Origin of the sequence: Rhodococcus artemisiae, from assembly GCF_036327795.1 — a bacterium.
In the GTDB taxonomy this organism is placed as follows: Bacteria; Actinomycetota; Actinomycetes; order Mycobacteriales; family Mycobacteriaceae; genus Rhodococcus; species Rhodococcus artemisiae.
In genome coordinates this window covers 304238-328038 of sequence record NZ_JAUTXY010000003.1, presented here as the reverse complement: position 1 = coordinate 328038, position 23801 = coordinate 304238, and the positions used below count along the sequence as shown (strand labels likewise).

Here is a 23801-nt window from a genome sequence, read left to right as displayed (position 1 = left end):
ACCTGGCCTGCGGCGTCGCGAAACCCGGCGACGTCGCACCTGGTGCAGGTACCCAGCTCGGAGGTATCCTACACCTCGCGTCGCACACGTGGATGCCGAAGCCGTCGTCCCGCAGCGGGAACGACCGTCATCAAATAGAGCAGCGGTTCGGGTAGGACGGCAGACAGGTCATACGGCGACGACCGTCGGCAGCACCGCGTGTACCTCGAATCCACCGTCGGGCCGCGGATGCGCAACGAGCCGGCCACCGACCGTTGCTGCGCGCTCCCCCATACCCCTGATGCCACTGCCCCCGTTCCGATCCGACGGCACCATCGCCGACACAGCCTCCGTACGCGGACCGTTGGTCACGGCCATCTCCACTGTGCCAGGGCTCCATCGGATGCGGACGTCGACCGCTGCACCCGGAGCATGCCGAGCACTGTTGGTCAACGATTCCTGGAGGATCCGGTACACCGCCAGACCCACACCGCCGCTGACGCCCACCGGCTCACCGGTGATCTCGGTGTTCAGCCGCACACCTGCACGTTGCGACGCGGCAAGCAGTTCTCCGATTCGCTCGACGCCGGGTTGCGGTTCGTTCTCCGGGGTGTAACCGTCACTGCGCAGCACCCCGAGCAGGCTGCGCACCTCGTTGAGTGCTTCGCGGGCGGTCGCGCCGAGGGAGTCGAATTCGGCACGTACCTCGTCGGAGACGTCGGTCAGCCGGTAGGGGGCGCTCTGTGCCTGCACGACGACCATCGACATGTGGTGGGCGACGATGTCGTGGAGGTCCCGAGCGATGCGCGCCTTCTCCTCGAGTACAGCGCGACGGGCGCGCTCGAGTTCGCTGATCTCCTCCTCGTGGGCCAATTGCCGCCGCGAGATCACCAGCCAGCGCACCAGCAGACCGAAGACCACGATCGCGGTGAGGCCCACCATCCAGCCCCACCCGTCGTCGCCCGGAAGGTATACGAAGAACAGCAGCACCGTCGCGATCCACACCACCAGCACCACGCGGATCTCTTCGATGATGGCCACCGCGAGCACAAGCGACAGGATCACGATGATGTGCACGACCTGCCAGGGATAGGTGTAGTCCCCGACCCGGTCGAAGGCCAACGGGATCACCAGCGCAGCGAGCGCGGTGACGGCCCAGCCCAACGCCGGGCGACTGAGCACGAGTACGAACGGGAAGACCGCGAAACCCGCGACGAGCGGCATCAGCGGCGGCGACACGTCATGTGTGAGCTGCAACGTCGGCCAGGCCACCGAATACAGGATCAACATCACGACCACGGCGACAACCGTCGGCCACCTACCGCGCCCCTGTTTCGCGGAGCTCTTCACTGCGGCGGTCATTCCGGCACGCATCATCGGTTTCACACCCACCACGCTAGGAGCCTGTCTCTCGACTGTCCTCATACCTGAGAGTGAGTTCGCTGCCACTCTCCGGTCCGAGATCGCCCCCACGGAACCACTCCGGCGCGTGATCCGGCGGAGTGGGTGCCGTTCATAGCGTCTGAACCATGATCAACCGACCCGCAATACGCCGCGTGGCGACCGCCGTACTGCTCGGCGCCGGAGCTGCCCTCTGCGTCGGCGCCGCGTCTCCCGCGAGTACCGCAACCACCGAGGATCCGGCAGTTGCGGCCACCGTCACCGCATTGATCGCCGACGATACCGCCGGCGCGCTCGCGGCGTTCCCGGACGGCTTCGCCGCGGTGATGGGGTACCAACCGTTGATCGAACCGGGCAACACCACCAAGGGTGTACTCACCGACCCGGACGGTGACTGCTCGTCACCCGTCGCCCTCCCCTCGGTCTTCGAACCCGCGTGCCGTAGCCACGATCTCGGGTACGACCTACTCCGGTATGCGCGCGACACCGGCGGGGAGCTCGGGCCGCAGGCCCGGCGCGACCTCGATGCGCACCTGCAACGGAACCTCAACGCCGCGTGCACGACCGAGGCGAGCGACGCGACGGGTGATGTCACTGCCGAGGCGAGCGACGCGACGGGTGATGTCACTGCCGAGGCGAGCGACGCGACGGGTGATGTCACTGCCGAGGCGAGCGACGCGACGGGTGATGTCACTGCCGGGGTGGAACCCGGGTGCGACGTGATGGCGGGTATCGCCTCTGCGGCGGTGCAGATCAACTCGTGGCGCCAGGGTTACCGCCTTCCTGAATCGGAATCTCCGATGCCCTATCTGGCTGCGGCCGGCGCGGCGGTCGTCGCCGGCAGCACCTTCCTGAGGAGGACGAACCGATGACGATCGACCTGGTCCATCCCGCACCGGCGTCGGGTACCCCGAACGAGGATTCTCCGCACTCTCGCATCCTGCTCCCCCACAAAGCCTTCGGCCCCCGTCTCGGCTCCACTGCGGCCGCGACACTCGCGGCTGTCGTCTCCCTCGCACCCTCCCTGCTACCGAGAGCCTCCCTGACCCAGGGGGTCCTCACCGGGGTCCTCATCGCGGTCGCACTGGCACTCATGGCGCTGGGTCGACGTGTTGTGCCGCATCGGGTTCGAGCGCGGTACGGTCCGTGCGAGGCCGAGGCAGGCTGGCTTGCGGCAGCGGTTGCAGCTGCCATGGTTGCAGTGAGTGCGACGTGGGCGCATCACTGGCAGAACGCACTTCGTGCTGCCATGGATGTGCCGCCGATCGGATTCCGCTACTGGCTCGAGGTGCTCGCCGGAACCGTCGTAACTGCAACCGTTCTCGTGGGAGGCGCCGCGGGCATCCGTGCCCTGATCCGGATGGCCGGTCGTGCACGCTCGGTCGCGACACTAGCGGCGGTAACAATCCTCCTCGGGTGGGGAGCTACCTCGATTGCCTCGCCGTCGCCGGATACGGCATCGGCATCGGCATCGACCCCGGTGGCCACGCTCGCCCCCGGTATGTCCGGCTCCCCCATCTCACTGGTGAACTGGAACAGTCTCGGCACACAGGGACGACGTTTCGTCTCCATCGAATCCTCGGGATCGCCCGTGCGGGTCTACGTAGGGTTGGCTGCAGCCGCGGACGATCAGTCTCGCGCGGCGCTCGCGGTCCGCGAACTCGAACGCACCGGCGGGTTCGAACGGGAGCACCTTGTCGTCGCGATTCCCACCGGGTCGGGGTGGGTCGACGCCAATGCCGTGCAGGGATTCGAGGACCGCTGGGGCGACGACGTCGCCATCGCGGCGCAGCAGTACTCGGACACACCGAGCTGGGTCACGTTCGTATTCGATCGCGACGCAGCCTCCCGGTCCGCTCGGGCGCTCGTCTCGGCCGTGCGCACGCATATCGCCACCATGCCTCCCGGTCAGCGTCCCGACCTGCACGTATACGGACAGAGCCTCGGTTCGATCGGTGGCAGCGCCGCGTTCGACGACATCCAACCGGGTCCTTGCGACGCGCTGTGGGCGGGTCCGCCGGCCGGATCGGTGCGCACCGACGGAGCGACGGTGTCGGCGAACACGTCGGATCCTGTCGTGTGGTGGCAGCCGTCGCTGTTGTGGTCACCGCCGGACTTGTCGCGTGCGGTGCAGGACGCGCCCGTACCGACGTGGTTGCCGGTGGTGGGATTCCTGCAGACCACCGTCGACTTGTTCACCTCACTCGACTCGGCCGCGGGTCATGGGCATCGGTATGGGCCTGAGCAGGCGCAGTGCGAACCGGCGGTGTCGTAGGCCGCGTCGATGCGAACGGGAAGCTCGATCGTGCGCCCATGACACCGGCCGGCCGGTCCGGTCGGTCGGTCGGTGATCAGGCCACGATCGGTCCGCGTGCCGTCTCGAATGCAGCGCCGACGCGGTAGAGGCGCTCGTCGGCGAGTGCCGGAGCCATGATCTGCAGGCCCACGGGAAGCCCGTCGTCGGCGGACAGACCCGACGGCACCGACATCGCGCAGTGCCCCGCGAGGTTCGTGGGGAGTGTGCACAGGTCCGACAGGTACATCGCGAGCGGGTCGTCGACCTTCTCGCCGAGCTTCCACGGAGTGAACGGGCTCGTGGGCGACACCAGGACGTCGACCTGCTCGTAGGCGTTGTCGAAGTCCTGTGCGATGAGCGAACGCACCTTGAGCGCCTGGCCGTAGTAGGCGTCGTAGTAGCCCGACGAGAGAGCGTAGGTGCCGATCATGATGCGGCGCTTGACTTCCTTGCCGAAACCGGCGGCGCGGGTCGCGGCCATGACCTGCTCGGCGCTCATCGACCCGTCGTCGACGCGCATGCCATACCGCATGGCGTCGAAGCGAGCGAGGTTTGACGACACCTCCGATGGCAGGATCAGATAGTAGGACGCGAGCGCGTATTCGAAGTTCGGGCACGAAACCTCGACGACCTCGGCACCGAGCTTCGTGAGGACTTCCACGGCCGCGTCGAATGACGCGATCACGCCGGCCTGGTAGCTGTCGGAGTGCAATTCCTTGACCACACCGACCTTGACGCCCTTCAGATCGCCGGCCGCGCCCTGTCGTGCGGCCTCGACCACGGGACGGACCACGGCGTCGACCGAAGTGCTGTCGCGGGGATCATGTCCGGCGATCACCTCGTGCAGCAGCGCGGTGTCGAGCACGGTGCGTCCGCACGGGCCGCCCTGATCGAGCGACGATGCGCAGGCGACGAGACCGAACCGGGACACCGTGCCATAGGTGGGCTTCGTGCCGACCGTCGCGGTCACGGCCGCAGGCTGGCGGATCGAACCACCGGTGTCGGTGCCGATCGCAAGCGGTGCCTGGTACGACGCGAGTGCAGCAGCGGAACCGCCACCCGACCCGCCGGGAATTCGGGTGGTGTCCCACGGGTTACGGGTGGGTCCGTACGCGGAGTTCTCGGTGGACGAACCCATCGCGAACTCGTCCATGTTGGTCTTGCCGAGAATCGGGATACCGGCCTGGCGAAGCTTCGTGGTGAGTGTCGCGTCGTACGGCGACACCCAGCCCTCGAGGATTTTCGACCCGCAGGTTGTGGGCATGTCGGTAGTGGTGAACACGTCCTTGAGTGCGAGCGGGACACCCGACAGAGCAGATGCCGGCTTCTCACCGGCTGCAACCGCACGATCGACGTCGGCTGCGGCGGCGAGTGCCTGCTCGGATCCGACGTGCAGGAACGCATTGTATTCACCGTCGACCTCGACGATACGGTCGAGATGTGCCTTCGTGACCTCCACCGAGGAGACCTCGCCGGCGTGGATGCGGGACGCGAGCGTCGCGGCGTCGAGCTTGGTGAGATCGGTGCTCATTCGCCCTCCCCCAGGATCTGCGGAACGGCGAAGCGTCCTTCCTCGACGGCGGGTGCACCGGAGAGCGCCTCGTCCGGAGTGAGCCCGGGCACCACGACGTCGGGGCGGGTGACGTTGGTGACGGCATTCGGGTTCGCCATGGGTGCCACGTCGTCCGCGGCCACCTCGGACACCGCCTTGACATGGCTGAGGATGGAATCGAGCTGGCCGGAGAACTCGTCGAGTTCCGCGTCGGTCAGCGCAAGGCGGGACAACCGGGCGAGGTGCGCAACCTCGTCACGGGAAATGGCAGGCACCGTAGGTGGCCCCTTTCCAGTGGTGATGGATCATCTGGCGTTCGAACGTCCTGTCCAGGGTAATGCCCCACCGTCGCGGCCGTGTACTCGGTTCGGCCGGTACACGTACCGGCCCGCTGCATTGCGTACGCGAGAAACCCTTGTTGCGTTCGTGTGAAGACGACACCGATGACCGGGCGTTTTTCTTCCGCGATGTGGCGATTCCCCTGCCGGGCGTCCCTATGCACGCCTCGAGGGTGAAAAGATGGACGACGCCGGGGGTTCTGATTGCTGCTGTAGTGGACGCGACCTGCACCCCTGGGCCGGCGGGTGTTCACGCGTCGGCGAGGTATGTGGGAAAGGACGCACGTGTCGTACCTGCTGCGTGTCCAGCTTCCCGACCGGCCCGGTAGTCTCGGCGCGCTCGCGTTGGCTCTGGGCTCGGTCGGCGCGGACATCCTGTCGCTCGACGTTGTCGATCGAGGTGCCGGCTTCGCGATCGACGACCTCGTCGTCGACGTCGAACCGGGCAAACTCCCCGACACCCTGATCACGGCAGCCGAGGCACTCGACGGCGTCACGGTCGACTCGATCCGTCCCTACGCAGGCATTCTCGACACCCATCGCGAGCTCGAACTCATCGATCAGGTGTCGGCAGCGCGCGATGACCGCCTCCAGGTCCTTGTGGACGGCGCCCCCCGAGTCCTGCGTGTGAGCTGGGCGACTGTGGTCGGGATCGGCCCGCAGGGCTCGTATCGAATCGTGGGAAGTCCCGGAGCCCCGGAAACACGGCCGGCCGACACTCCGTGGATGCCCCTCGAGAAACCGACGCTGCTCGACCACGAAGCCGGCTGGGTGCCCCAACTGTGGCGCGACATGGACACGATGCTTGCTGCGGCACCACTGGGCAGACCGGACCGTGTGCTGATGCTGGGCAGGCCGGGTGGTCCGGAGTTCCGGCCGTCCGAGGTTGCGCGAATGGGCTATCTCGCGGGAATCATCGGCACGGTGCTCGGCTAGCGGATAGGTCTCGACCGCACAGGTGATACCCGAACCGACACCGTGCCTCGATTCAGGCGAGCGCGTCGGACAGGCGCGGCACCAGACTGTCGATCGCGTATGGGATCGACAGCACGGAGTTGTAGGTGATCGCGCCGCGCTGGTCGAGTGTGGTGGCGATAATTGCATCGTTCTGCGCCGCGTTCAAATTCTCGACCAGGGGGTTATCGGCGGCAATGTCGGTGGTCTGGTCGTCCCCGAGCACGAGGATCAGGTCACCGTCGAGCATGCTCACATTCTCCTTGGATACGCCGACGAAGAAGCTGTCGCCGGTGTCCTGGCTGGTGATCGCGTCAGGAATCCGGAAGCCGAGCGAGGTGAGAAAGGCACCGCGGGCATCTCCGGGCAGGAACGCGCCATACTGATTGTCGTATGGCAGCACTGCCACGCCGGTCTTGCCGGCGAACTCGGGATGGGTCTCGACGGTCGCGGTGATGCGATCGGCGGTCTGCAGGTTCAGTTCTGCACCGCGTTCGCTTTCGCCCAAGGCGGTGGCGATCGTCTCGGTCGCGACTTCGCGATCGACGGTGTAGGCGGCGAAACCGTCCGGTCGTGAGACAGTCGGCGCGATCTCACTCAGCTTGTCGTACACGGCCTCGTCGTATCCGGCTGATATCCCGATGATGAGATCGGGGACCAGACCGGCGATCTGCTCGAGATTCGGTTCCGAATCAGAGTCGATGCGGGTGAGCTCGGCGTCGCCGACCAACTCTTCGGTCCATGGACCGAGTCCGGTCTCGTAGAACGTATAGCCTGTATTCCCCACCGGAGCCACCCCGAGGGCGAGTACGACGTCGGCATCGGTCACACCGAGCGTGACGATGCGTTCGGGCTTCTCGGTGATCGTCGTGGTGCCGTGGACATGCTCGATCGACACCGGAAACGCCGCGTCACCTCCCGCCGATGCTGTTGTGTCCTCGCTGCCGTCGCTACTACAGGCCGTCACGTTCGCGGCAATCACGAGTGCGCCCATTGCAAGCACGACACGGGCCCGATGTCGAAGTCGGAACATGGATTACCCTTTCGCCAGAATGAAGGATGACCTTACCTGGCATCGACCGACGTGCCGGCAGGCAGCTCCGACCCTGCCGGCAGTCGACCTCAGACGAGAACCACGCGACGCGCCACCGCGACGGCGTCTCTGCGCGAGTTCACCCCCAGCTTGCGGTACAGCGAACGCAATTGCGTTTTCACTGTGTTGAGGCTGACGAACTGGGACTTGGCAATCGTTCCGATACTGCCGCCGGACAGAAGCCCGTCGAGCACCTCCCGCTCACGCGGTGTCAGTCGCACAATCTGACGGGAGGGACGGAAAGTGACGAACTCGGCTGCCAGCTGCTTCAGGTCGACCGGCAATTCGATGCCGAGCCCCGCGACCTCCCTGATCATCGACGGAGGCATCCCGGTGAACGGTCGCAGCGCCCCGGTCCGGCGGGACCGCGTAACGGCATCAGCGATGTGACGGCGCCCCTCGCTCCGACGTCCCCGTGCACAGGCGGCAGCGGCACCGATCACGAACAGCTCCATGGACACCCGGAGTGGGCAGTGCGGGTCCTCTCCGTATTGATGAACGATCGTTTCGGCTCCGACGAAATCTCCTGTGAGCAAACAGATCCGAGCACGAACTGCAGCTGTGTGCGGATCGGTCGACCGACCCACCAACCGGGCCGCCACATCGACGCGCCCGAGAGCCAGATTGAGATCGGCTCGGACAGCGAGGAGGAGTTGCCCGGATAGACCGGTGGACAATCCCGCGAACGACTGTTGCTCGGATTCCACGTACTGGAGTCCATCAGCGTACATGCCCGAGAGCAACGCATACTGTCCACTCGCATACAGCGCGAAGGCCCAAAGCTCTTCCTTCTCTTGGAGAGGACCGAGCTCGCCGAGTAAGGTGAACGCCTCGTCGGGCTCGAGGCGGTCCAGAGCAACGAGGGCGGAAGCAACCAGGCCGGCCGTTTTCTCCTGGGCCCCGGCCGTCTTCTCCGGGTACTGCAGATGCTGCCGCTCGGCTTCGATCCACAGTTGAGCATCGATCGTTGCGCCGCGCACTGCATGGATGAGTGCCAGCGTGCCGGCAGCAACTCGCTCGACGGACATGCCGGTCCCGGCATTTCGAGCTCGCCGAAGCATGAGTGTCGAATCGCCCAAGCGGTCGGCGAGAAGATAGGTGATCCCCATCTGGAGATAGGAGCACGCGGCGGCGCACCTCGCAGCATCGTCGGACTCCTCGAACACAGGCGAGGTTCCGGAGGCAACCGAATCACAGATCGCTGCCGCCTCCACACAATGTCCGCGCATGCGCAGCATCACCGCGCGCGTGATCGCTGCCGTATGTTCCTCCGTGAAAGCCGCAGGCGCCCGTACGGCCGGACCGTCGAGGATCTCCGGCCGGTTCGGAGTCGACGTAACCATGACTCCACTTCGACGCCGGAGCACCGATGAGCGCACCAGAGATGCACGGACGGCGTCAGAGTACTTCCGCACCGATCCGCCGCTGGTGAACACCGACTCCACCATCCCCGCGGACTCCAGCATGTCGAGGAAACCGACGGATTCGGTCGTTACCGGGAGGGTCGCGGCCTCGGCAGACTTCAGTATCGACTGCGACATCGGCTCGAGATCAGGCTCGGTCGCGACCACGTTCGACACCAGCATGTCGACCGCGGTGTCGACGAGACGGGCGAGCCGTTGCGAAGCCTCCGAGAACTCGAGGCCACTGTCCATGAGCGCCTGGCAGACGGTCGAGGACAGTGCCGCCTGCCCCCCGGTCCGCTGGGTGATCCACCGGGCTACTCGAATCCCTTGCGGAACCCCTGACACCCGCAGGAATTTCAGTAGTTCTTCCTCGGTGAACGCAAGAACGTCCGAGGAGATCACCATCCGATCGGGGCAGGAATCGACGAGCCGGGGCCACGTTCCTGCGGTTCTGGTGGTCACGATGACCTGCGACACCGCACCGCATTCGAGAAGTCGCTCGATGGATGCCACCGCCGAATCGACCTCATCGATACCGTCCAGCACGAGAACTACAGCACACCGCTGGGCCGTCAGTACCGAATCCGTCAGGATCGAATACAGGGCATCGAAATTGTCACTGCCACTGATCGGAGGCGGCATGCCACTGTAGGCGCACAGCGAAGTCAACACCCGACCCCAGTACTCGTTGCTCGTGACGCCACGCGAGGGTGACGGAACGAAGACGGGAAGACGATCCGGTACAGGGTCGGTCATGAGCCAGGTACGGACCAGAGTGGTCTTTCCCGAGAACCGACTGCCATGCACCACGACCACACGCGCGGAACTCGACAGAATCGAAAACAAGCGGTTACGAAACAAGGGCAATGTTTTCGGCACCGATCGTGATCCTCCCCGGTACAGGGCGCCCGACATCGCCACAGATCAACGGCCCAGCAGAACATTTCAGGCGCCGGGACCGAGATAATCCGACTTACGTGACTTTATCAGCGTCCCGACAATTCCGCAGCGCTACGGACATCACCGAATTACCCGCCTCCGTCGACTCCCGCCCCTCCCGCTGGGTCCCGTCGATTCAGTGTGCGAATCCTCGTGCTGTGTGTCCTCTACCCACACCCGCGCGCAGTCGCTCGACCACATCCTCGATCGCCTCTGCCAGCTTGTATGCGAGGTCACGGCTGAAACCTTCACGCAGCACCACTCTCAGCACAGCGACATCCTCGGCATCGGCCGGCATCGTGTACGCGGGGACCTGAAATCCGCGGGCGCGCAGTTCATGCGAGATGTCGAACACGGTGAAACCCGGATCGTCGACGACCTCGAACGACAACACCGGGATCGCCGATCCATCCGTGATGATCGCCATATTGTCGATCTTGGCGATCTGCTGAGACAGCATCAGCGCGGTGTCGCGCAACGACTCCATGATCTGTCGATACCCGGCTACACCCAGCCTGATGAAATTGTAGTACTGGCCGACCACCTGATTTCCGGAACGGGAGAAGTTCAGTGTGAAGGTCGGCATGTCACCTCCGAGGTAGTTGACCCGGAACACAAGATCCTCGGGTAGATATTCATTGGAGCGCCAGACCACGAACCCGATACCCGGATACGTCATGCCGTATTTGTGGCCACTGACATTGATCGAGACGACCCGAGGGATCTGGAAGTCCCACTTCAATTCCGGATGCAGGAAGGGCACGACGAACCCACCGCTCGCCGCATCCACGTGCAGCGGGACGTCCGGACCCCCGTTCGCAGCGACCTGGTCCAGAACATCGGAAATGGCCTGAACGGGTTCGAGTTCTCCGGTGAAGGTCGTTCCGAGAATCGCCACCACACCGATGGTGTTCTCGTCGACGGCCTCGCGGACCTGCTCCGGAGTGATGACATATCGGCCTGGCTCCATGGGCAGGTACTTCGGCTCGACATCGAAATAGCGGCAGAACTTCTCCCACACCACCTGAACATTGCTGCCCATGATCAGGTTCGGCTTGGTCGAGTCCTTTCCCGCAGCCTCCCGAGCCTGCCGCCACCGCCATTTGAGTGCCAGCCCCGCAAGCATCACTGCTTCGGAAGATCCCACGGTCGATACACCGGTCGCAGATGTCGGATCCGTCGGGGACAGACCTTCGGCGTGGAAGAGTGCGGCAACCATGTTGACGCAGCGGGTCTCGATCTCCGCGGTAGCCGGGTACTCGTCCTTGTCGATCATGTTCTTGTCGAAGGTCTCCGCCATCAGGCGGTCTGCCTGTGGATCCATCCACGTGGTCACGAAGGTCGCCAGGTTCAGGCGCGAGCTTCCGTCGAGCATCAACTCGTCGTGGATGAACCGATATGCCGCTTCGGGTTCGGTTTCGGATTCCGGCAGCCGCAACGCAGGTATCGGATCGGTTCCGAGCCGACCTGTGTATGCGGGCGCGAGTGTCTCTGTGGGAGCGGCAATATGGTCTGACATCTCTTCCTCCGATTCTTGACGCATCGAACACTCGTCCGATTCGATTCCAACTGTGAAACTGGACTTCGTCCGATCCGGTCGTTCCGGTCATACCTCGATCGGCGGGTAGAGCCTTTCCATGGTGTAGCGGCGATTGCGCCGGACCGAGAGTGCACTCGCGGACAGCGACGCGAGCAGAATGCCCCCGAGGACCGCGATCGCAATCCATAAGCGCGAATCGACCTGATCGGCCACGGTGAGCTGCCGGAGACCGTTCACCGTGTAGGTCATCGGATCGAACCGGTGGATGTACTGGAACGGCTTCGCCGTGGTGGGCACCGGGTAGATTCCGCCCGCCGACACCAACTGCAGCATGAGGAACGCGAGCGTGACGACACGTCCGACTGCGACACCGAACACCGCATTGAATGCCTGGATCATCGCCAGGTATGCCGCTGAGACCAGCATCAGGAACAGGATCGTTCCGGCCACGTGCCTGACGTCGAGGCCCACACCGAAATGCACGACCGTATACATCACGATCACTTGGAGAATACCCACAAGCAATGCCGGCCAATACGACGCGAGGACAGTCCGATACAACCCGAGGCCACCGACCGTCGGCCTCGACTGCAGCGGAGTGAGCAGCATCCACGTAATGATACCGCCGACGAACAGGGCCAACGACAGGAAAAACGGGGCAAAACCGGTTCCGAACGTCGATGCCTCGTTGGTGGTGTCCTGCTGCAGCGCTACCGGCGTCGACAGCGTGTCGGCTGTTGCAGTGCGCTGCTGATCGGTCCAGCTCGGCACCTGTTGCGCTCCTTGGGAAAGTGCATCCGCCAGTTCATGCGAACCGGATCGAAGCTCCACCATGCCGGATGAGAGTTGCCCGGCGCCGTCCGACATTTGGACACTGCCGTCGGTCAATTCGATCAGACCTGAATGCAATGTGGCTGCACCGGAGTTCAATTCGTTCACACCGCTCTGCAATTCGCGGATGTCGGATGCCAGCCCGCCGCCTTGCAACATCGCAAGGCCACTCTGCAGCGGGCTGCTCAGATCGTTCAGCTCGTACTCGAGTGTACGAGCGTCACCCTGCAACCGGACGATCTCTGCGCGCAATGCCTCCGTATCGGACACCACCTCCTGCGGAGTGAACGGAGTCAATGCGACGATCGCCTGCTGGACGATCGGGTCGGAGCTCTGCCCGAGAATATCGATGACCTGTTGCACCGCTGCACCGGCCGAGGCCTGCACCGGCTCGGGTATCCGGTTCTCCAGCTCGACGAGATCCGCGCGAATCTGCGAGGCCCGAGCCGCGACACCCGCCAATTCACCGCTGTCGAGTGCGTTGAGCAGCGGCTCGGTGACACCGTCGATCTTGGTGGCCAGCTCATCGGTCCCCGCGGCCAGCTGGGCGGAACCGTCGCGTGCGGTGACCATGTTGTCAGCCAGCTCGGTGGCACCCGAGCTGAGCTGGTCTGCACCGCTCGCTGCCGTGTCGACGCCGCCGGCCAAAGTGCCGGCACCGTCGGCTGCCTCCTTCAGACCCGAACCCGCCGACTCCAGGCCCGTGAGGACCTGGCCTACTCCCTGGGCGCCGATCGTCGAGTTGACCTGGCTGATGACCTGCTCGGACGCGTCCTGCCCGATGACCGTGGCCAGATAGTTGTTCGCGTCGTTGAAGGTGAAGGTCAGATTCGCCTTCTCGGGATTGTCACCGTTGGGCGACTCCACGGCAGCGGTGAAGTTCGAGGGAATGGTGATCGTGTAGTAGTACTTGCCACTCGCAAGCCCGTCGACGGCCTCGCTCTCCGATACTTCGTCCAGATCGAGCTGTCCGGACGCGATGAGCGATTTGACGACCTGATCGCCGGCGTCCACCTGTTCACCGGTCGCAGACATCCCGGTGTCGTTGTTGACGATCGCGGCGGGGATCTTGTCGACCGCACCGAACGGGTTCCAGAAAGCCCACAGATACATGGCGCCGTACAGCAGCGGCATGAGGACGATGGTGGCGATCGCGATGCGCGGCATGGTGCCGCGGAAGTACCGTTTCGAATCGCTGCCGAGCGAGACTCCTGCCAGCATCGGTCACCTCCTCTCTGTCATGACGCCGATATCGCCGGGACCGAGCAGTCCGTGAAGATCGACTGTCGCCCGTATGCCGGAACCCGGCTTCACCGGATTCACGTCGGCGGTGATCACAGATTGTCGTTCCCCGAGTGCGACCAGTCGTTCCACCAAGATCCCGCGTTCCACATCGTCGGCGATCTTGTCGACGCGCCCCACCACCAGAAGCGGGGGCCTTCGTGTGTTGGCGACCGCGATCCGCAAGAGCAGTTGCTGGATCTCCGGCAGATCATCGATGAATGCGTTGAGGCCGGGAAGCGGAACATCACCGAAGACCTCCGTGCACATGTCGGCCACACCGGCATCGTCGACGCGTGGAACGAATTTGTACCACGGCGAATCCCAGCGCTTCTGCTCGGTCACGAGGTCTCGGACGGTCACCGAGGGTTGTACGGCGTCTAGTTCGTCCATACATGCAATGGCCGATCGGGCGAACACCCTCCTCGGTTCATTCTCGAATCCGAGGACGGTGAGCGATCCTCGAGTGAGCCGCATACGCCCGCACATTGCCATCAGCAGCGCGGTGCGCGCCGCGCCGGCCTGGCCCGACACCACGGTCACCCCACCGACGTCGATATCCAGGTCGAGAGGACCGAACACGTGCCCCCACGGGCCGTGAAGCTCGATCCCCCGGGCCGAGACGAGACTGCCAGGGAATTCCGCCCACGCGGATTCGTCGATGGCAGAGTCTTCGGGACGCTCGTAATCCTCGGATCCGCATTCATCGAGATATGTATCGGCCACTACGCATTCCACACTTTCGCGTCGATCGTCGAGTCGTTGCGGCCCCCGAGGGCTCCCTCGGTCAGAGTTGGTTCTTGACCACCTGACCGTTCTTGACGATCACCGACAGGTTCTTTCCCGGATCTGCGAGCAGGTTCAAGTCGTCGAGCGGATTGCCGTCCACGAGCAGGACGTCGGCCCACACACCCTTCCGGATCATCCCGAACTGTGCCTGGCGGTAGGGATCTCGCTCGCCCGCCAGTCGGAACAGTTCAGCGTTGCCAGACGTCAACATCTTCAGCGACTCGAGGTTCGTGTAATGGTCTCCGAGGCGAGCCGCCATCTCACTCTGCCGTGGCGCGATCTGCGGCTCGAGCAACAGATCGGTACCCCATGCGGTCTTGACGCCGTGCTTCTTCGCCCAGTCGTAGATGTGGTCCACACCGGTGCAGATCTCCCGGTCCTTCTCTGCACGATCGGGATCGGGATAGTGATGGTCCCCGAGTGCGAAGGGCTGCATGGACAGCCATACTTCCTTCTCGGCGATCAGTGCGATGGTCTCCTCGTCTGCGAGGTGGCCGTGCTCGATGGACCTCACCCCAGCAGCAAGTGCCCGTCGGATGCCGGTGACATTGTAGACATGGGTCGCGACGTACGTGCCGTAGTCTGCCGCCGCATTCACCGCAGCTCTGAGTTCCTTGTCGATGAACTGCACGGTGTACAGCGGGTCGTACATCGATGCTGCGCCGCCACCCACCATCAGTTTGATCTGCGAGGCACCCTTCTTCAGTTGCTCTCGCACGCCCGCGAGAACCTGATCCTCCCCGTCGGCGACCCGCATGAATCCTATTTGTTCGGCACGGCTCTGGTCGCCTCCGAATGCGGTCGGGCATTGGTAGACGAAACCGAAGTCGCCGTGACCGCTGGTCTGCGAGAGGGCAGCCTGAGAAGGATAGATGCGCGGGCCTTCGAAGAGACCCCGGTCGATCACCGATTTGATGCTGCCGGTGTCTCCCGCCATGTCTCGTACTGCGGTGAATCCTCGGTGCAGCATGTTTTTCGCCTCGGCAAGCCCGTTCAGCGCGATATGCGATTCGGAACCCATCACCATGTCGACATAGGAATTGGCGTTCCCCACGAGGTGCACGTGGGCATCGCTCATCCCGGGCATCAGCACTCGATTGCCACCGTCGATGACAATGGTTTCTCGGCCCGGTTCGTCGCCGATCGGCGAGTCCGACACTGCCGCGATTCTGTCGCCGTCGATCAGCACGTCGCCGCCGAGCAGATCACCGGAGTGACCGTCGAACACGCGAACATTGCGGAACAGCAGGCGCTTACCGGTTTCCGGGGTTGCCGTCATGAGCCGGACGTTAATCCGGATGCTCTCGGCGCGCGCGCGATCGAACCCTGCGCCGAGAGAATTCACCCTCCCGGTTCACCCTCGCTCGACGGTGGCGGATAAGTGCACCCGAACTGGGACTTTCGACCTGGAATGCGCTCCAACGTATTCCATGCATCGCGCTCGGCCGTGTTCTACACTGCCGCCATGCTGATCCGTCCAACTCTGCACATGCAGTCGTGGGGATTCGTTGTCGGAGCTTTCCTCTTTGCACTCGGTTCTGCCCCGGGCGTTGCGCACCTGCTCGGTACCGCGGGTGCAAATACCTCGTTCTTCGTCGGCTCGTGGTTCTTCACAGGCGCTGCATTCGTACAGTTGATATTGAGCGGCAACGCAACCGTTTCGGACAAGCAGGGCGTCGGGATTCGCGCCGAGTGGCTCTCGGCGATCATTCAGTTTCTCGGCACTTTGCTGTTCAACGTGAGTACCGGCGCGGCGCTGCACGCACACACCGTCAAGGGCGAGATGCACCTGGTGTGGAACCCGAACCTCGAGGGGTCGCTGTGCTTCCTCGCCTCCAGCGCACTCGCCGTGCTGATCCTGTGGCGCTCGAAGTCGTACTGGGAACCACGGTCGAAGAACTGGCAGAGCGTGTGGCTCAATATGCTCGGGTCGATCGCATTCGGTGTATCGGCCATCGGCTCGTTCGTCCTCGGCAGCGGCAACACCCTGGATCCGAGCCTCGCGAACTTCGGAACGTTCGTCGGCGCCCTGTGCTTCCTTCTGGCATCCGCAGTCTTCCTGGGCAGGGCCCACGCACCTGCACCGGCACCCTCATCGGCCCCTTGACACCGTGCAGTGTCAGGCTTCGGATTCCTCCGACGAGCCGAGCACTGTCGCCGGTCCCTGCTCGAGGACGACACGGAACGCATCTTCATCGAGAATCGGGATGCCCAGGTCGGAGGCCTTGTCGGCCTTGGACCCCGGATTGTCGCCGACCACCACGAAGGCAGTCTTCTTCGACACCGATCCCGCGGCCTTGCCGCCGCGGGCGAGGATCGCTTCCTTCGCTTCGTCGCGAGAGAGCCCGGCCAGGGTGCCGGTCACCACGATGGACATGCCTTCGAGGGTGCGTTGGATGGATTCGTCGCGCTCGTCCTCCATACTCACACCGGCCGCGGCCCACTTGTCGACGATCGCGACGTGCCAATCGACGGTGAACCATTCGACAACCGCGGTCGCGATCGTGCCTCCGACACCTTCGACCGCAGCAAGCTCGTCGAGCGACGCCGCCCGGATACGGTCGAGGCTGCCGAACTCCGTTGCCAGGGCGCGTGCTGCTGTGGGGCCGACATGCCGGATCGACAGAGCCACGAGGACGCGCCAGAGCGGCTTCTCCTTCGCCTTCGCGAGGTTCTGCAGCAGGCGCTCACCGTTCTTCGACAGCACGCCCTTGGTGGTCTTGAAGATCGACGTGCGCATCAGGTCTTCGGCGGTGAGAGAGAACAGATCCCCCTCGTCGCCGATCGCCCCGGATTCGAGCAGTGCCGTCGCCGCCTCGTAGCCGAGGGCTTCGATGTCGAATGCGCCGCGCCCCGCCACATGGAACACCCGCTCACGCAGCTGGGCCGGGCAGTACTGCTGGTTCGGGCAGCGCAGATCGACGTCGCCCTCCTTGGCCGGGGCGAGAGTCGTCGCGCATTCCGGACACTCGGCGGGCATCACGAATGCGTGTTCGCTGCCGTCGCGCAGATCGACGACCGGCCCGAGCACCTCCGGAATCACGTCTCCGGCCTTGCGCAGCACGACGGTATCGCCGATGAGCACACCCTTGCGTTGCACTTCGGACGCGTTGTGCAGAGTTGCGAGCGACACCGTGGACCCCGCGACAGAGACCGGTTCCATGTAGGCGAACGGAGTCACGCGACCGGTACGCCCGACGCTGACCCGAATGTCGAGGAGCTTGGTCGTCACTTCTTCGGGCGGGTACTTGTACGCGATCGCCCAGCGCGGGGCACGTGAGGTCGCGCCGAATCGGCGGTGCAGGGCCATCTCGTCGATCTTCACGACGAGTCCGTCGATCTCGTGTTCGATGTCGTGGCGGTGCTCACCCCAATACTTCATCCGTTCGATCACCGCGTCGGCGCCCGTGACCCGCAGCGTGTGCGGCGAGACTGGTAGCCCCCACGCCGCGAGCGCGTCGTAGGCTTCGGACTGGGACTCGGGCCGGAAACCTTCGATCCGCCCGAAACCATGGCAGATCATTCCGAGCCGGCGCTTCGCCGTCACTGCGGGATTCTTCTGCCGCAGTGACCCCGCCGCCGAGTTCCGCGGATTGGCGAACGGCGCCTTGCCATCGGCGACGAGGCTTGCGTTGAGCGTCTGGAAGTCCTCGAGCCTGAAGAACACCTCTCCGCGGACTTCGAGGACCGACGGAATCGGGTATTCGTCTGTGGCAGTGAGCCGTTCCGGAACAGAGTCGATGGTCATGGCGTTGAGCGTGACCAGTTCGCCGGTGCGTCCGTCTCCGCGCGTAGCCGCGCGCACGAGCCGTCCGTCCTCGTAGACGAGGTTCAATGCGACACCGTCGATCTTCACCTCACACAGGTAGTGCAGATCCGATCCGGCCTCGGATTCGACGCGAGCGAGCCAGGCGCGCAGTTCACCCTCGTCGAAGACGTTGTCGAGGCTGAGCATCCGTTCGAGGTGATCGACAGCTGTGAAATCGGTGGCGAAACCGCCACCGACCAGCTGAGTGGGCGAATCGGGAGTGCGAAGGTCCGAGTACTCGTCTTCGAGCGCGTTGAGTTGTCCGAGCAACTGATCGAACGCGCCGTCGGAGATGATCGGGGCGTCGCGCACGTAGTAGCGGAATTGGTGTTCGCGCACTTCCTCCGCGAGCTGCTGCCAGCGCTCGCGCACTTCTGCTGGAGCTGCGGGGGCCACGTCCGTCGGTTCACTCACAGCTTGCAAGCGTAGTCGAGGGGACCGACCGACTCGTCAGAGTGATTCGGGGTCTTCCGTGAAAGCGGCGGAGATGTCCTTCGCCAACCGGAGCGCGGTCCGTGCCCAGGTGGGGTCGGCGTCGACCAGACCGCACGCGGGGGTGACCGACACCGAACGCAACGTGGTGCGGGCGAATCCGAGCCGGTCGATCAGCGCTACGGCCGGTTCCGCCAGCTCCTGCCAGGTCGGACGCCTCCCCGGCGCGGTCGTCGGTATCAGACCGAGCAGCAGCGTCGTACCCGAATCGAGCAGTTCGCCCACTGCGTCGAGATCTGCCGCGGCGAGCTGCGCGAGGTCGAACGAAACGGCGTCGGCCACGCTACGGCGCAGCAGGTCCGCGGGCAGACCACCCGAGCAGCAGTGCACCGCGGTCGGTGATCCGAGTCCGGCGAGAGTCACATCGAGGACATGTTGAACCTCTGGGTCGGGCACGGCAGGCACGGTTTCGAGCATGGTGCGTCCCCGCAACGACCCGGCGAGCACGGCCGGCAGTGCCGGCTCGTCGAGCTGGACGACGGTCGAGACGCCGAGGCGCCGGCGGAGTTCGGCCGCGTGCCGTGCGACACCTTCCGCGAGAGATTCCGACAGGTCGCGCACCGCGCCGCGGTCGACGAGAGCGCGTTTGCCTGTCGCAAGTTCGGTGTGCGCGGCGAGCGTCCACGGTCCGATCGACTGCACCTTGACGGTGCGATCGGCACCGGCCCCTGCGAGCTCCCATGCCTCTTCGAACGCGTCGAGGTCCTGTTCGAGCAGGTCCTCGGCAACGCGGGCGACCGCGCCGCGTCCGCCGCGCAGACGGTAACCGGTGGTGGTGGCGTCGAGATGCATGTCGACGAGCACTGCGCTGGCCCGGCCGATCATGTCGGCCCCGAGCCCACGCGCCGGGAGTTCGACCAGGTGAGGCAGAGCGGGGAGTTCTCCGATGATCACCGCGGAGGCTTCCCTGGCGTCGGTGCCCGGCCATGATCCGATCCCGGTCGCCATCCCCGCCCAGGGGTTCGTACCGGCCTGCTCTGTCGTCACTGTTCTCCGGCCGTGCCGGTTGCCGCGATCGTGCCGCTGCCGAGGACGATGTCGCCTCCCGGATCTGGGCGGTACAGGACCGCCGCTTGCCCTGCAGCGACACCGGTGAGCGGTTCGCGAAGCGAGATCTCGATGCCTCCGTCGAGGTTCGCGACATCGTCGACGCTGCCGACGGATTCGGCGACCGCCTCGGCGAGGCCTCCATGTGCGCGGACCTGCACGACGCATTCGATCGGACCGACCGGCGCGGAACCCGATGTCCACACGGCGCGTTCGGCCCTGATCGACGACACCTGCAGATGTTCGGCACTACCCACCTTCACGGTGCCGGTCTCGGGTTCGATCTCCGTCACGTAGCGAGGGCGCCCGTCTGCGCCCGGCCCGGCAATCCCGAGGCCCTTGCGCTGTCCGATCGTGAAGCCGTGCACACCTTCGTGTTCGGCGAGGACCTCGCCCGAGTCTGCGTCGACGACGGAGCCCGGCCGGACACCGATCCTGGCTCCGAGGAATGCGCGGGTGTCGCCCGACGGGATGAAGCAGATGTCGTGGCTGTCGGGCTTGTTCGCCACCGCCAGGCCACGCTCGGCGGCCTCTTCGCGGATCTGTCCCTTCGGGGTGTCGCCCACGGGGAACATCGCACGCGAGAGCTGTTCCGCCGTCAGCACTGCCAGCACGTAGGACTGGTCCTTGTCCGCATCGACCGCACGACGCAGAACGCCGCCGTCGAGCTGCGCATAGTGGCCGGTCGCGACGGCGTCGAAACCGAGGGCGACGGCGCGATCCGCCAGCGCCGAGAACTTGATCTTCTCATTGCATCGCAGGCACGGGTTCGGGGTCTGCCCCGCGGCATAGGACGCAACGAAATCGTCGATCACGTCCTCTTTGAAGCGATCAGCGAAATCCCATACGTAGAACGGGATTCCGAGCACATCGGCGGCGCGGCGCGCATCGCCGGCATCCTCCTTGGAGCAGCACCCACGGGAGCCGGTGCGCAACGTTCCCGGCGCCGTCGACAGCGCCAGATGCACACCGACCACCTCGTGGCCTGCGTCGACGGCACGGGCCGCGGCAACCGCCGAGTCCACACCGCCGCTCATCGCCGCAAGAATCCTCATCCCCGGTCACCTCCTCGTCCGCCGACGCTCGCCATTCCGGCAGCGCGTGCTCTCTCCACCACCTGCGGCAACGCCGCGAGCAGAGCGTCGATATCTCCTCGGGTCGTGGTGTGCCCCAACGAAAATCGCAGAGACCCCCGAGCTGTCGCGGGGTCGCATCCCATTGCGACCAGTACGTGGCTCGCCCGTGCGACTCCCGCAGTACATGCCGAACCCGTCGAGCATTCGATCCCGGCAGCGTCGAGCAGCATCAGCAACGAATCGCCCTCGCACCCGGGGAAAGTGAAATGTGCATTGCCCGCCAACCGGCCGGCTCCGCGTGGGCCGTTGAGCACCGCATCGGGCACGACCCGTTCGACACCGACGATCAGCGCGTCGCGCAGAACCTCGAGTTCGACGCTTCGTGCCTGCAGTTCGGTGGTCGCATGGCGAAGCGCCGTCGCCATACCCACGATCGACGCGGTGTCCTGGGTCCCCGACCGCACGTCGCGTTCGTGACCGCCGCCGTGGGCCAGTGGAACACACGGCACCTGCCGGCCGAGCAGTAGCGCACCCACTCCCTGGGGGCCACCGAACTTGTGTGCGGCCACGGTGAGGGCGGACAGGCCGCTGTCCGCGAAGTCGACTGGAAGGTGCGCGACGGCCTGGACGGCGTCGCTGTGGATCGGGATGTCGAATTCTGCGGCAACCGCAGCGAGCGACGCAATCGGCATCACGGTGCCGACCTCGTTGTTCGCCCACATCACGGTCACGAGCGCAACCTCGTCGGCGTGCGCCTCGAGTTCCTGGCGCAACGTGCGCGGATCGACGCGCCCGCTCTCGTCGACGGCCAGCCAGGTCACATCCGCGTCCTCGTGCTCGACGAGCCACTCGACCGCATCGAGCACCGCGTGGTGTTCCACCGCGCTCGCGATGATGCGGCGGCGACGCGGATCCTGTGCACGCCGACCCCAGTAGATACCCTTGACAGCGAGGTTGTCGCCCTCGGTACCGCCCGAGACGAAGATCACCTCGGATGGGCGTGCACCGAGATCGGCCGCGATCGACTCGCGTGCCTCTTCGACACGGCGTCTGGCAGCGCGACCGGAACCGTGCAGGGACGACGCGTTTCCGACCGTCGCGAACGCCTGCGTCATCGCCTCGATCGCCGCGGGCAGCATGGGCGTGGTCGCGGCGTGGTCGAGGTAGACGGTCTTCGGGGTGCCGGACGGACCGGCGGCGGGCAAGGTCATGACCGATCAAGGATAGCCGGTCCGATCGGGTCACCGTTGCGGTCACCTGGGTGACGGTGCGCTCACCTCCGGAACCACTGCCGGGACCACGTGCGGCACGGCAACCTGTCCGGCCGGTCGCACCGCCCGCTCGCACCGGGCAGCGAGGTCACGGCGATCGGTACCCGGCCATTCGAGCGGTGCGACAGTCACCGACACGACCAGTCCCCGCGAGCGCACGAGCCTGGCGATCGAGCCTCCGATCGTCTCCTCACCCACGAATGCCGGACCGGTGCTCCTGACTCCGGTGTGGTCGAGGTAGGCGAACCCGATGGGCTGTACCGGGCATTCCGCATCGATGGCCGCCTCGAACAGTGCCGAGCGAAAACCCCCGTATGCCCGACCACACCAGGTTGTCCCCTCGGGGAAGACCGCGACGCGCTCGCCGGATTCCAGCCGTGTCCTGACGGTGTCGACGACACCGGGCAGTGCACGCAGGCGTTCGCGTTCGATCGGGATCACCCGCATCCGCCGCGCCAGCGACCCCAGTGCGCCCCAGTCGAGGAGGTCGGCCCGCGCCACGAATCCGGCCGGAACCACCGCCATGACCACCAGCACGTCGGTCCACGACACGTGTGGTGCGACGACGAGGAGGCCCCCGTCGTATCCACGCCTGTCACGAAGGTCGGTGACGTCGACGCGCATTCCCACGCATCGCAGCAGGCAGCGCGCGCCCGCACACAGCAGGGCCTCTCGTGCGGAGGGCGGGACGAGCCGGGCCGCCACGAGGATCGGCGCGCACGCGAGGACCATCACGACCATGACGGCCCGCATGACGACGGTAGGCCATGCGACCCGGAGTGACGTCGAGGGAAGGCAGCCGTTGCTGCAGGGACTCGCGGGCATCCACGCGTGCGCGCGCGTGGTCATGCTTCGTTGCTCTCGGCGGCGCCTCGCAGGCGTTCGAGGTAGCGGACGTTCGCGTCGTGCAGGCTCAGCATGGCGACGAAGTCCGCCACGCCGAATTCAGGATCGTGGGCGGGTTCACCGCAGATCTGGGCACCGAGCCGCAGATATCCGCGCATGAGCGGCGGAATGACAACCCGCGCGGGCTCGTCGACCTCGTCGAGGCATCGACCGTCGACCACCACCGGGTTCAGGGGGCGGACGCGCCGTTCCGGTTCGATGCCGTGGCGCCCCAGCACCACGTCGCGCACGCCGCGGACGTTCACTCCCGCAGCATCACCGGGCGTCAGCTGCATCGGCACCGAGACACAGCCGATGACGCGATCGTGCCCCGTCAGTTGCAGGTAGCGAAGGATCCCGGCCCACATGAGGGTCAGGACGGATCCGGAGCGGTGCGCGGCATCGACGCATGCGCGGCCCATCTCGACGGCACGCAGACCGCTGGGGTCGAGTGCGGAGAGGTCGAATTCGGTGGCGGTGTAGTAGCCGCCGGCCTCGAACGCCGCGCGCGGCGGCAGCATCCGGTAGCAGCCGACGAGTTCGCCGGTCCTTATCTCGTGCGCGAGCAGGTGGTCGCAGAACTCGTCGAACGGGTCGACGTCGAGGTCGCTTCCGTCCGTTGGGAGCGTGAAACCGGGTTCGGTGTCGAACACCCGGCGCCGAAGCCGCTGCGCTGCTTCCCGGTGGTGTGCCTCGGTGGAGATACTCAGGGAGTATCGCGGACCGGACAGCACCGGAACCGTGAATTGTCGTGTATGTGACAGCACCGCTGATGTGGTCATGTTGCAGGTGTAGCGCGGCCGTACTGCACGACGGCAGCGCT

General features: G+C 65.3%; 19 protein-coding genes. 4 read left to right on the top strand and 15 right to left on the bottom strand.

Features of this window, described 5'->3' with window-relative positions; translation table 11 throughout:
- Positions 1–168 precede the first annotated feature (168 nt).
- Entirely contained in the window at positions 169–1356 is a 1188-nt protein-coding gene (locus Q7514_RS09110) for a sensor histidine kinase (RefSeq protein WP_330133096.1), read from the bottom strand.
- Between the two features lie 152 nt (positions 1357–1508).
- Here Q7514_RS09110 and Q7514_RS09105 point away from each other — a divergent pair, with 152 nt between their 5' ends.
- Both Q7514_RS09105 and Q7514_RS09100 read left to right on the top strand, forming a co-directional pair.
- The gene (locus Q7514_RS09105) at positions 1509–2252 is read left to right on the top strand and encodes a hypothetical protein (RefSeq protein WP_330132918.1); all 744 of its coding nucleotides are present in this window, start codon (positions 1509–1511) and stop codon (positions 2250–2252) included.
- Positions 2249–3655, top strand: coding sequence for an alpha/beta-hydrolase family protein (locus Q7514_RS09100; RefSeq protein WP_330132917.1), 1407 nt, complete (start codon positions 2249–2251; stop codon positions 3653–3655). The genes Q7514_RS09105 and Q7514_RS09100 overlap by 4 nt, the downstream gene beginning before the upstream one ends.
- 76 nt (positions 3656–3731) lie before the next feature.
- On the opposite strand, the gene gatA is transcribed toward Q7514_RS09100, so the two are convergent.
- Positions 3732–5207 (bottom strand): Asp-tRNA(Asn)/Glu-tRNA(Gln) amidotransferase subunit GatA, encoded by a 1476-nt coding sequence (gene gatA / locus Q7514_RS09095; RefSeq protein WP_330132916.1) that lies wholly within the window; start codon positions 5205–5207, stop codon positions 3732–3734.
- Positions 5204–5503: an Asp-tRNA(Asn)/Glu-tRNA(Gln) amidotransferase subunit GatC gene (gene gatC, locus Q7514_RS09090; protein WP_330132915.1), complete on the bottom strand. Its 300-nt coding sequence runs from the start codon at positions 5501–5503 to the stop codon at positions 5204–5206. The genes gatA and gatC overlap by 4 nt, the downstream gene beginning before the upstream one ends.
- Before the next feature lie 348 nt (positions 5504–5851).
- Here gatC and Q7514_RS09085 point away from each other — a divergent pair, with 348 nt between their 5' ends.
- A complete protein-coding gene (locus Q7514_RS09085) occupies positions 5852–6502 on the top strand; it encodes an ACT domain-containing protein (RefSeq protein WP_330132914.1) in 651 nt (216 codons plus the stop codon).
- Between the two features lie 52 nt (positions 6503–6554).
- On the opposite strand, the gene Q7514_RS09080 is transcribed toward Q7514_RS09085, so the two are convergent.
- The 6 genes from Q7514_RS09080 to Q7514_RS09055 form a co-directional block, all read right to left on the bottom strand.
- On the bottom strand, positions 6555–7514 hold the full coding sequence (locus tag Q7514_RS09080) for an iron-siderophore ABC transporter substrate-binding protein (RefSeq protein WP_330132913.1): 960 nt from the start codon (positions 7512–7514) through the stop codon (positions 6555–6557).
- A gap of 128 nt (positions 7515–7642) precedes the next feature.
- Positions 7643–9865, bottom strand: a complete 2223-nt coding sequence (locus tag Q7514_RS09075) for a helix-turn-helix transcriptional regulator (RefSeq protein ID WP_330132912.1) — start codon at positions 9863–9865, stop codon at positions 7643–7645.
- Positions 9866–10094: 229 nt separating this feature from the next.
- Positions 10095–11477, bottom strand: coding sequence for a glutamate decarboxylase (locus Q7514_RS09070; RefSeq protein WP_330132911.1), 1383 nt, complete (start codon positions 11475–11477; stop codon positions 10095–10097).
- A gap of 87 nt (positions 11478–11564) precedes the next feature.
- Positions 11565–13550 carry a YhgE/Pip domain-containing protein gene (locus tag Q7514_RS09065; protein WP_330132910.1) on the bottom strand — a complete coding sequence of 662 codons (1986 nt, stop codon included), beginning with the start codon at positions 13548–13550 and terminating at the stop codon, positions 11565–11567.
- Positions 13551–13553: 3 nt separating this feature from the next.
- Entirely contained in the window at positions 13554–14336 is a 783-nt protein-coding gene (locus tag Q7514_RS09060) for a P-loop NTPase family protein (RefSeq protein WP_330132909.1), read from the bottom strand.
- Positions 14337–14397: 61 nt separating this feature from the next.
- Complete coding sequence (locus tag Q7514_RS09055) at positions 14398–15678, bottom strand: metal-dependent hydrolase family protein (protein WP_330132908.1); 1281 nt, start codon at positions 15676–15678, stop codon at positions 14398–14400.
- A 186-nt stretch (positions 15679–15864) separates the two neighbouring features.
- Between Q7514_RS09055 and Q7514_RS09050 the strand changes: the two genes are divergently transcribed.
- Positions 15865–16506 carry a hypothetical protein gene (locus tag Q7514_RS09050; RefSeq protein WP_330132907.1) on the top strand — a complete coding sequence of 214 codons (642 nt, stop codon included), beginning with the start codon at positions 15865–15867 and terminating at the stop codon, positions 16504–16506.
- Positions 16507–16518: 12 nt separating this feature from the next.
- Here Q7514_RS09050 and ligA read toward each other — a convergent pair whose 3' ends face one another.
- From ligA to Q7514_RS09020, 6 genes are read right to left on the bottom strand one after another with little or no spacing between them, the layout of a single operon-like run.
- Entirely contained in the window at positions 16519–18621 is a 2103-nt protein-coding gene (gene ligA, locus Q7514_RS09045) for an NAD-dependent DNA ligase LigA (RefSeq protein WP_330132906.1), read from the bottom strand.
- Between the two features lie 36 nt (positions 18622–18657).
- Positions 18658–19647: a uroporphyrinogen decarboxylase/cobalamine-independent methonine synthase family protein gene (locus tag Q7514_RS09040; protein ID WP_330133095.1), complete on the bottom strand. Its 990-nt coding sequence runs from the start codon at positions 19645–19647 to the stop codon at positions 18658–18660.
- Positions 19648–19682: 35 nt separating this feature from the next.
- Positions 19683–20801, bottom strand: coding sequence for a tRNA 2-thiouridine(34) synthase MnmA (mnmA, locus tag Q7514_RS09035; protein ID WP_330132905.1), 1119 nt, complete (start codon positions 20799–20801; stop codon positions 19683–19685).
- Positions 20798–22033 (bottom strand): cysteine desulfurase family protein, encoded by a 1236-nt coding sequence (locus Q7514_RS09030; RefSeq protein WP_330132904.1) that lies wholly within the window; start codon positions 22031–22033, stop codon positions 20798–20800. Before Q7514_RS09030 ends, mnmA begins: the two co-directional genes overlap by 4 nt.
- A 42-nt stretch (positions 22034–22075) precedes the next feature.
- Positions 22076–22942: a lysophospholipid acyltransferase family protein gene (locus tag Q7514_RS09025; protein WP_330132903.1), complete on the bottom strand. Its 867-nt coding sequence runs from the start codon at positions 22940–22942 to the stop codon at positions 22076–22078.
- Positions 22939–23760 carry a GNAT family N-acetyltransferase gene (locus Q7514_RS09020; RefSeq protein ID WP_330132902.1) on the bottom strand — a complete coding sequence of 274 codons (822 nt, stop codon included), beginning with the start codon at positions 23758–23760 and terminating at the stop codon, positions 22939–22941. Before Q7514_RS09020 ends, Q7514_RS09025 begins: the two co-directional genes overlap by 4 nt.
- Between the last annotated feature and the right edge of the window lie 41 nt (positions 23761–23801).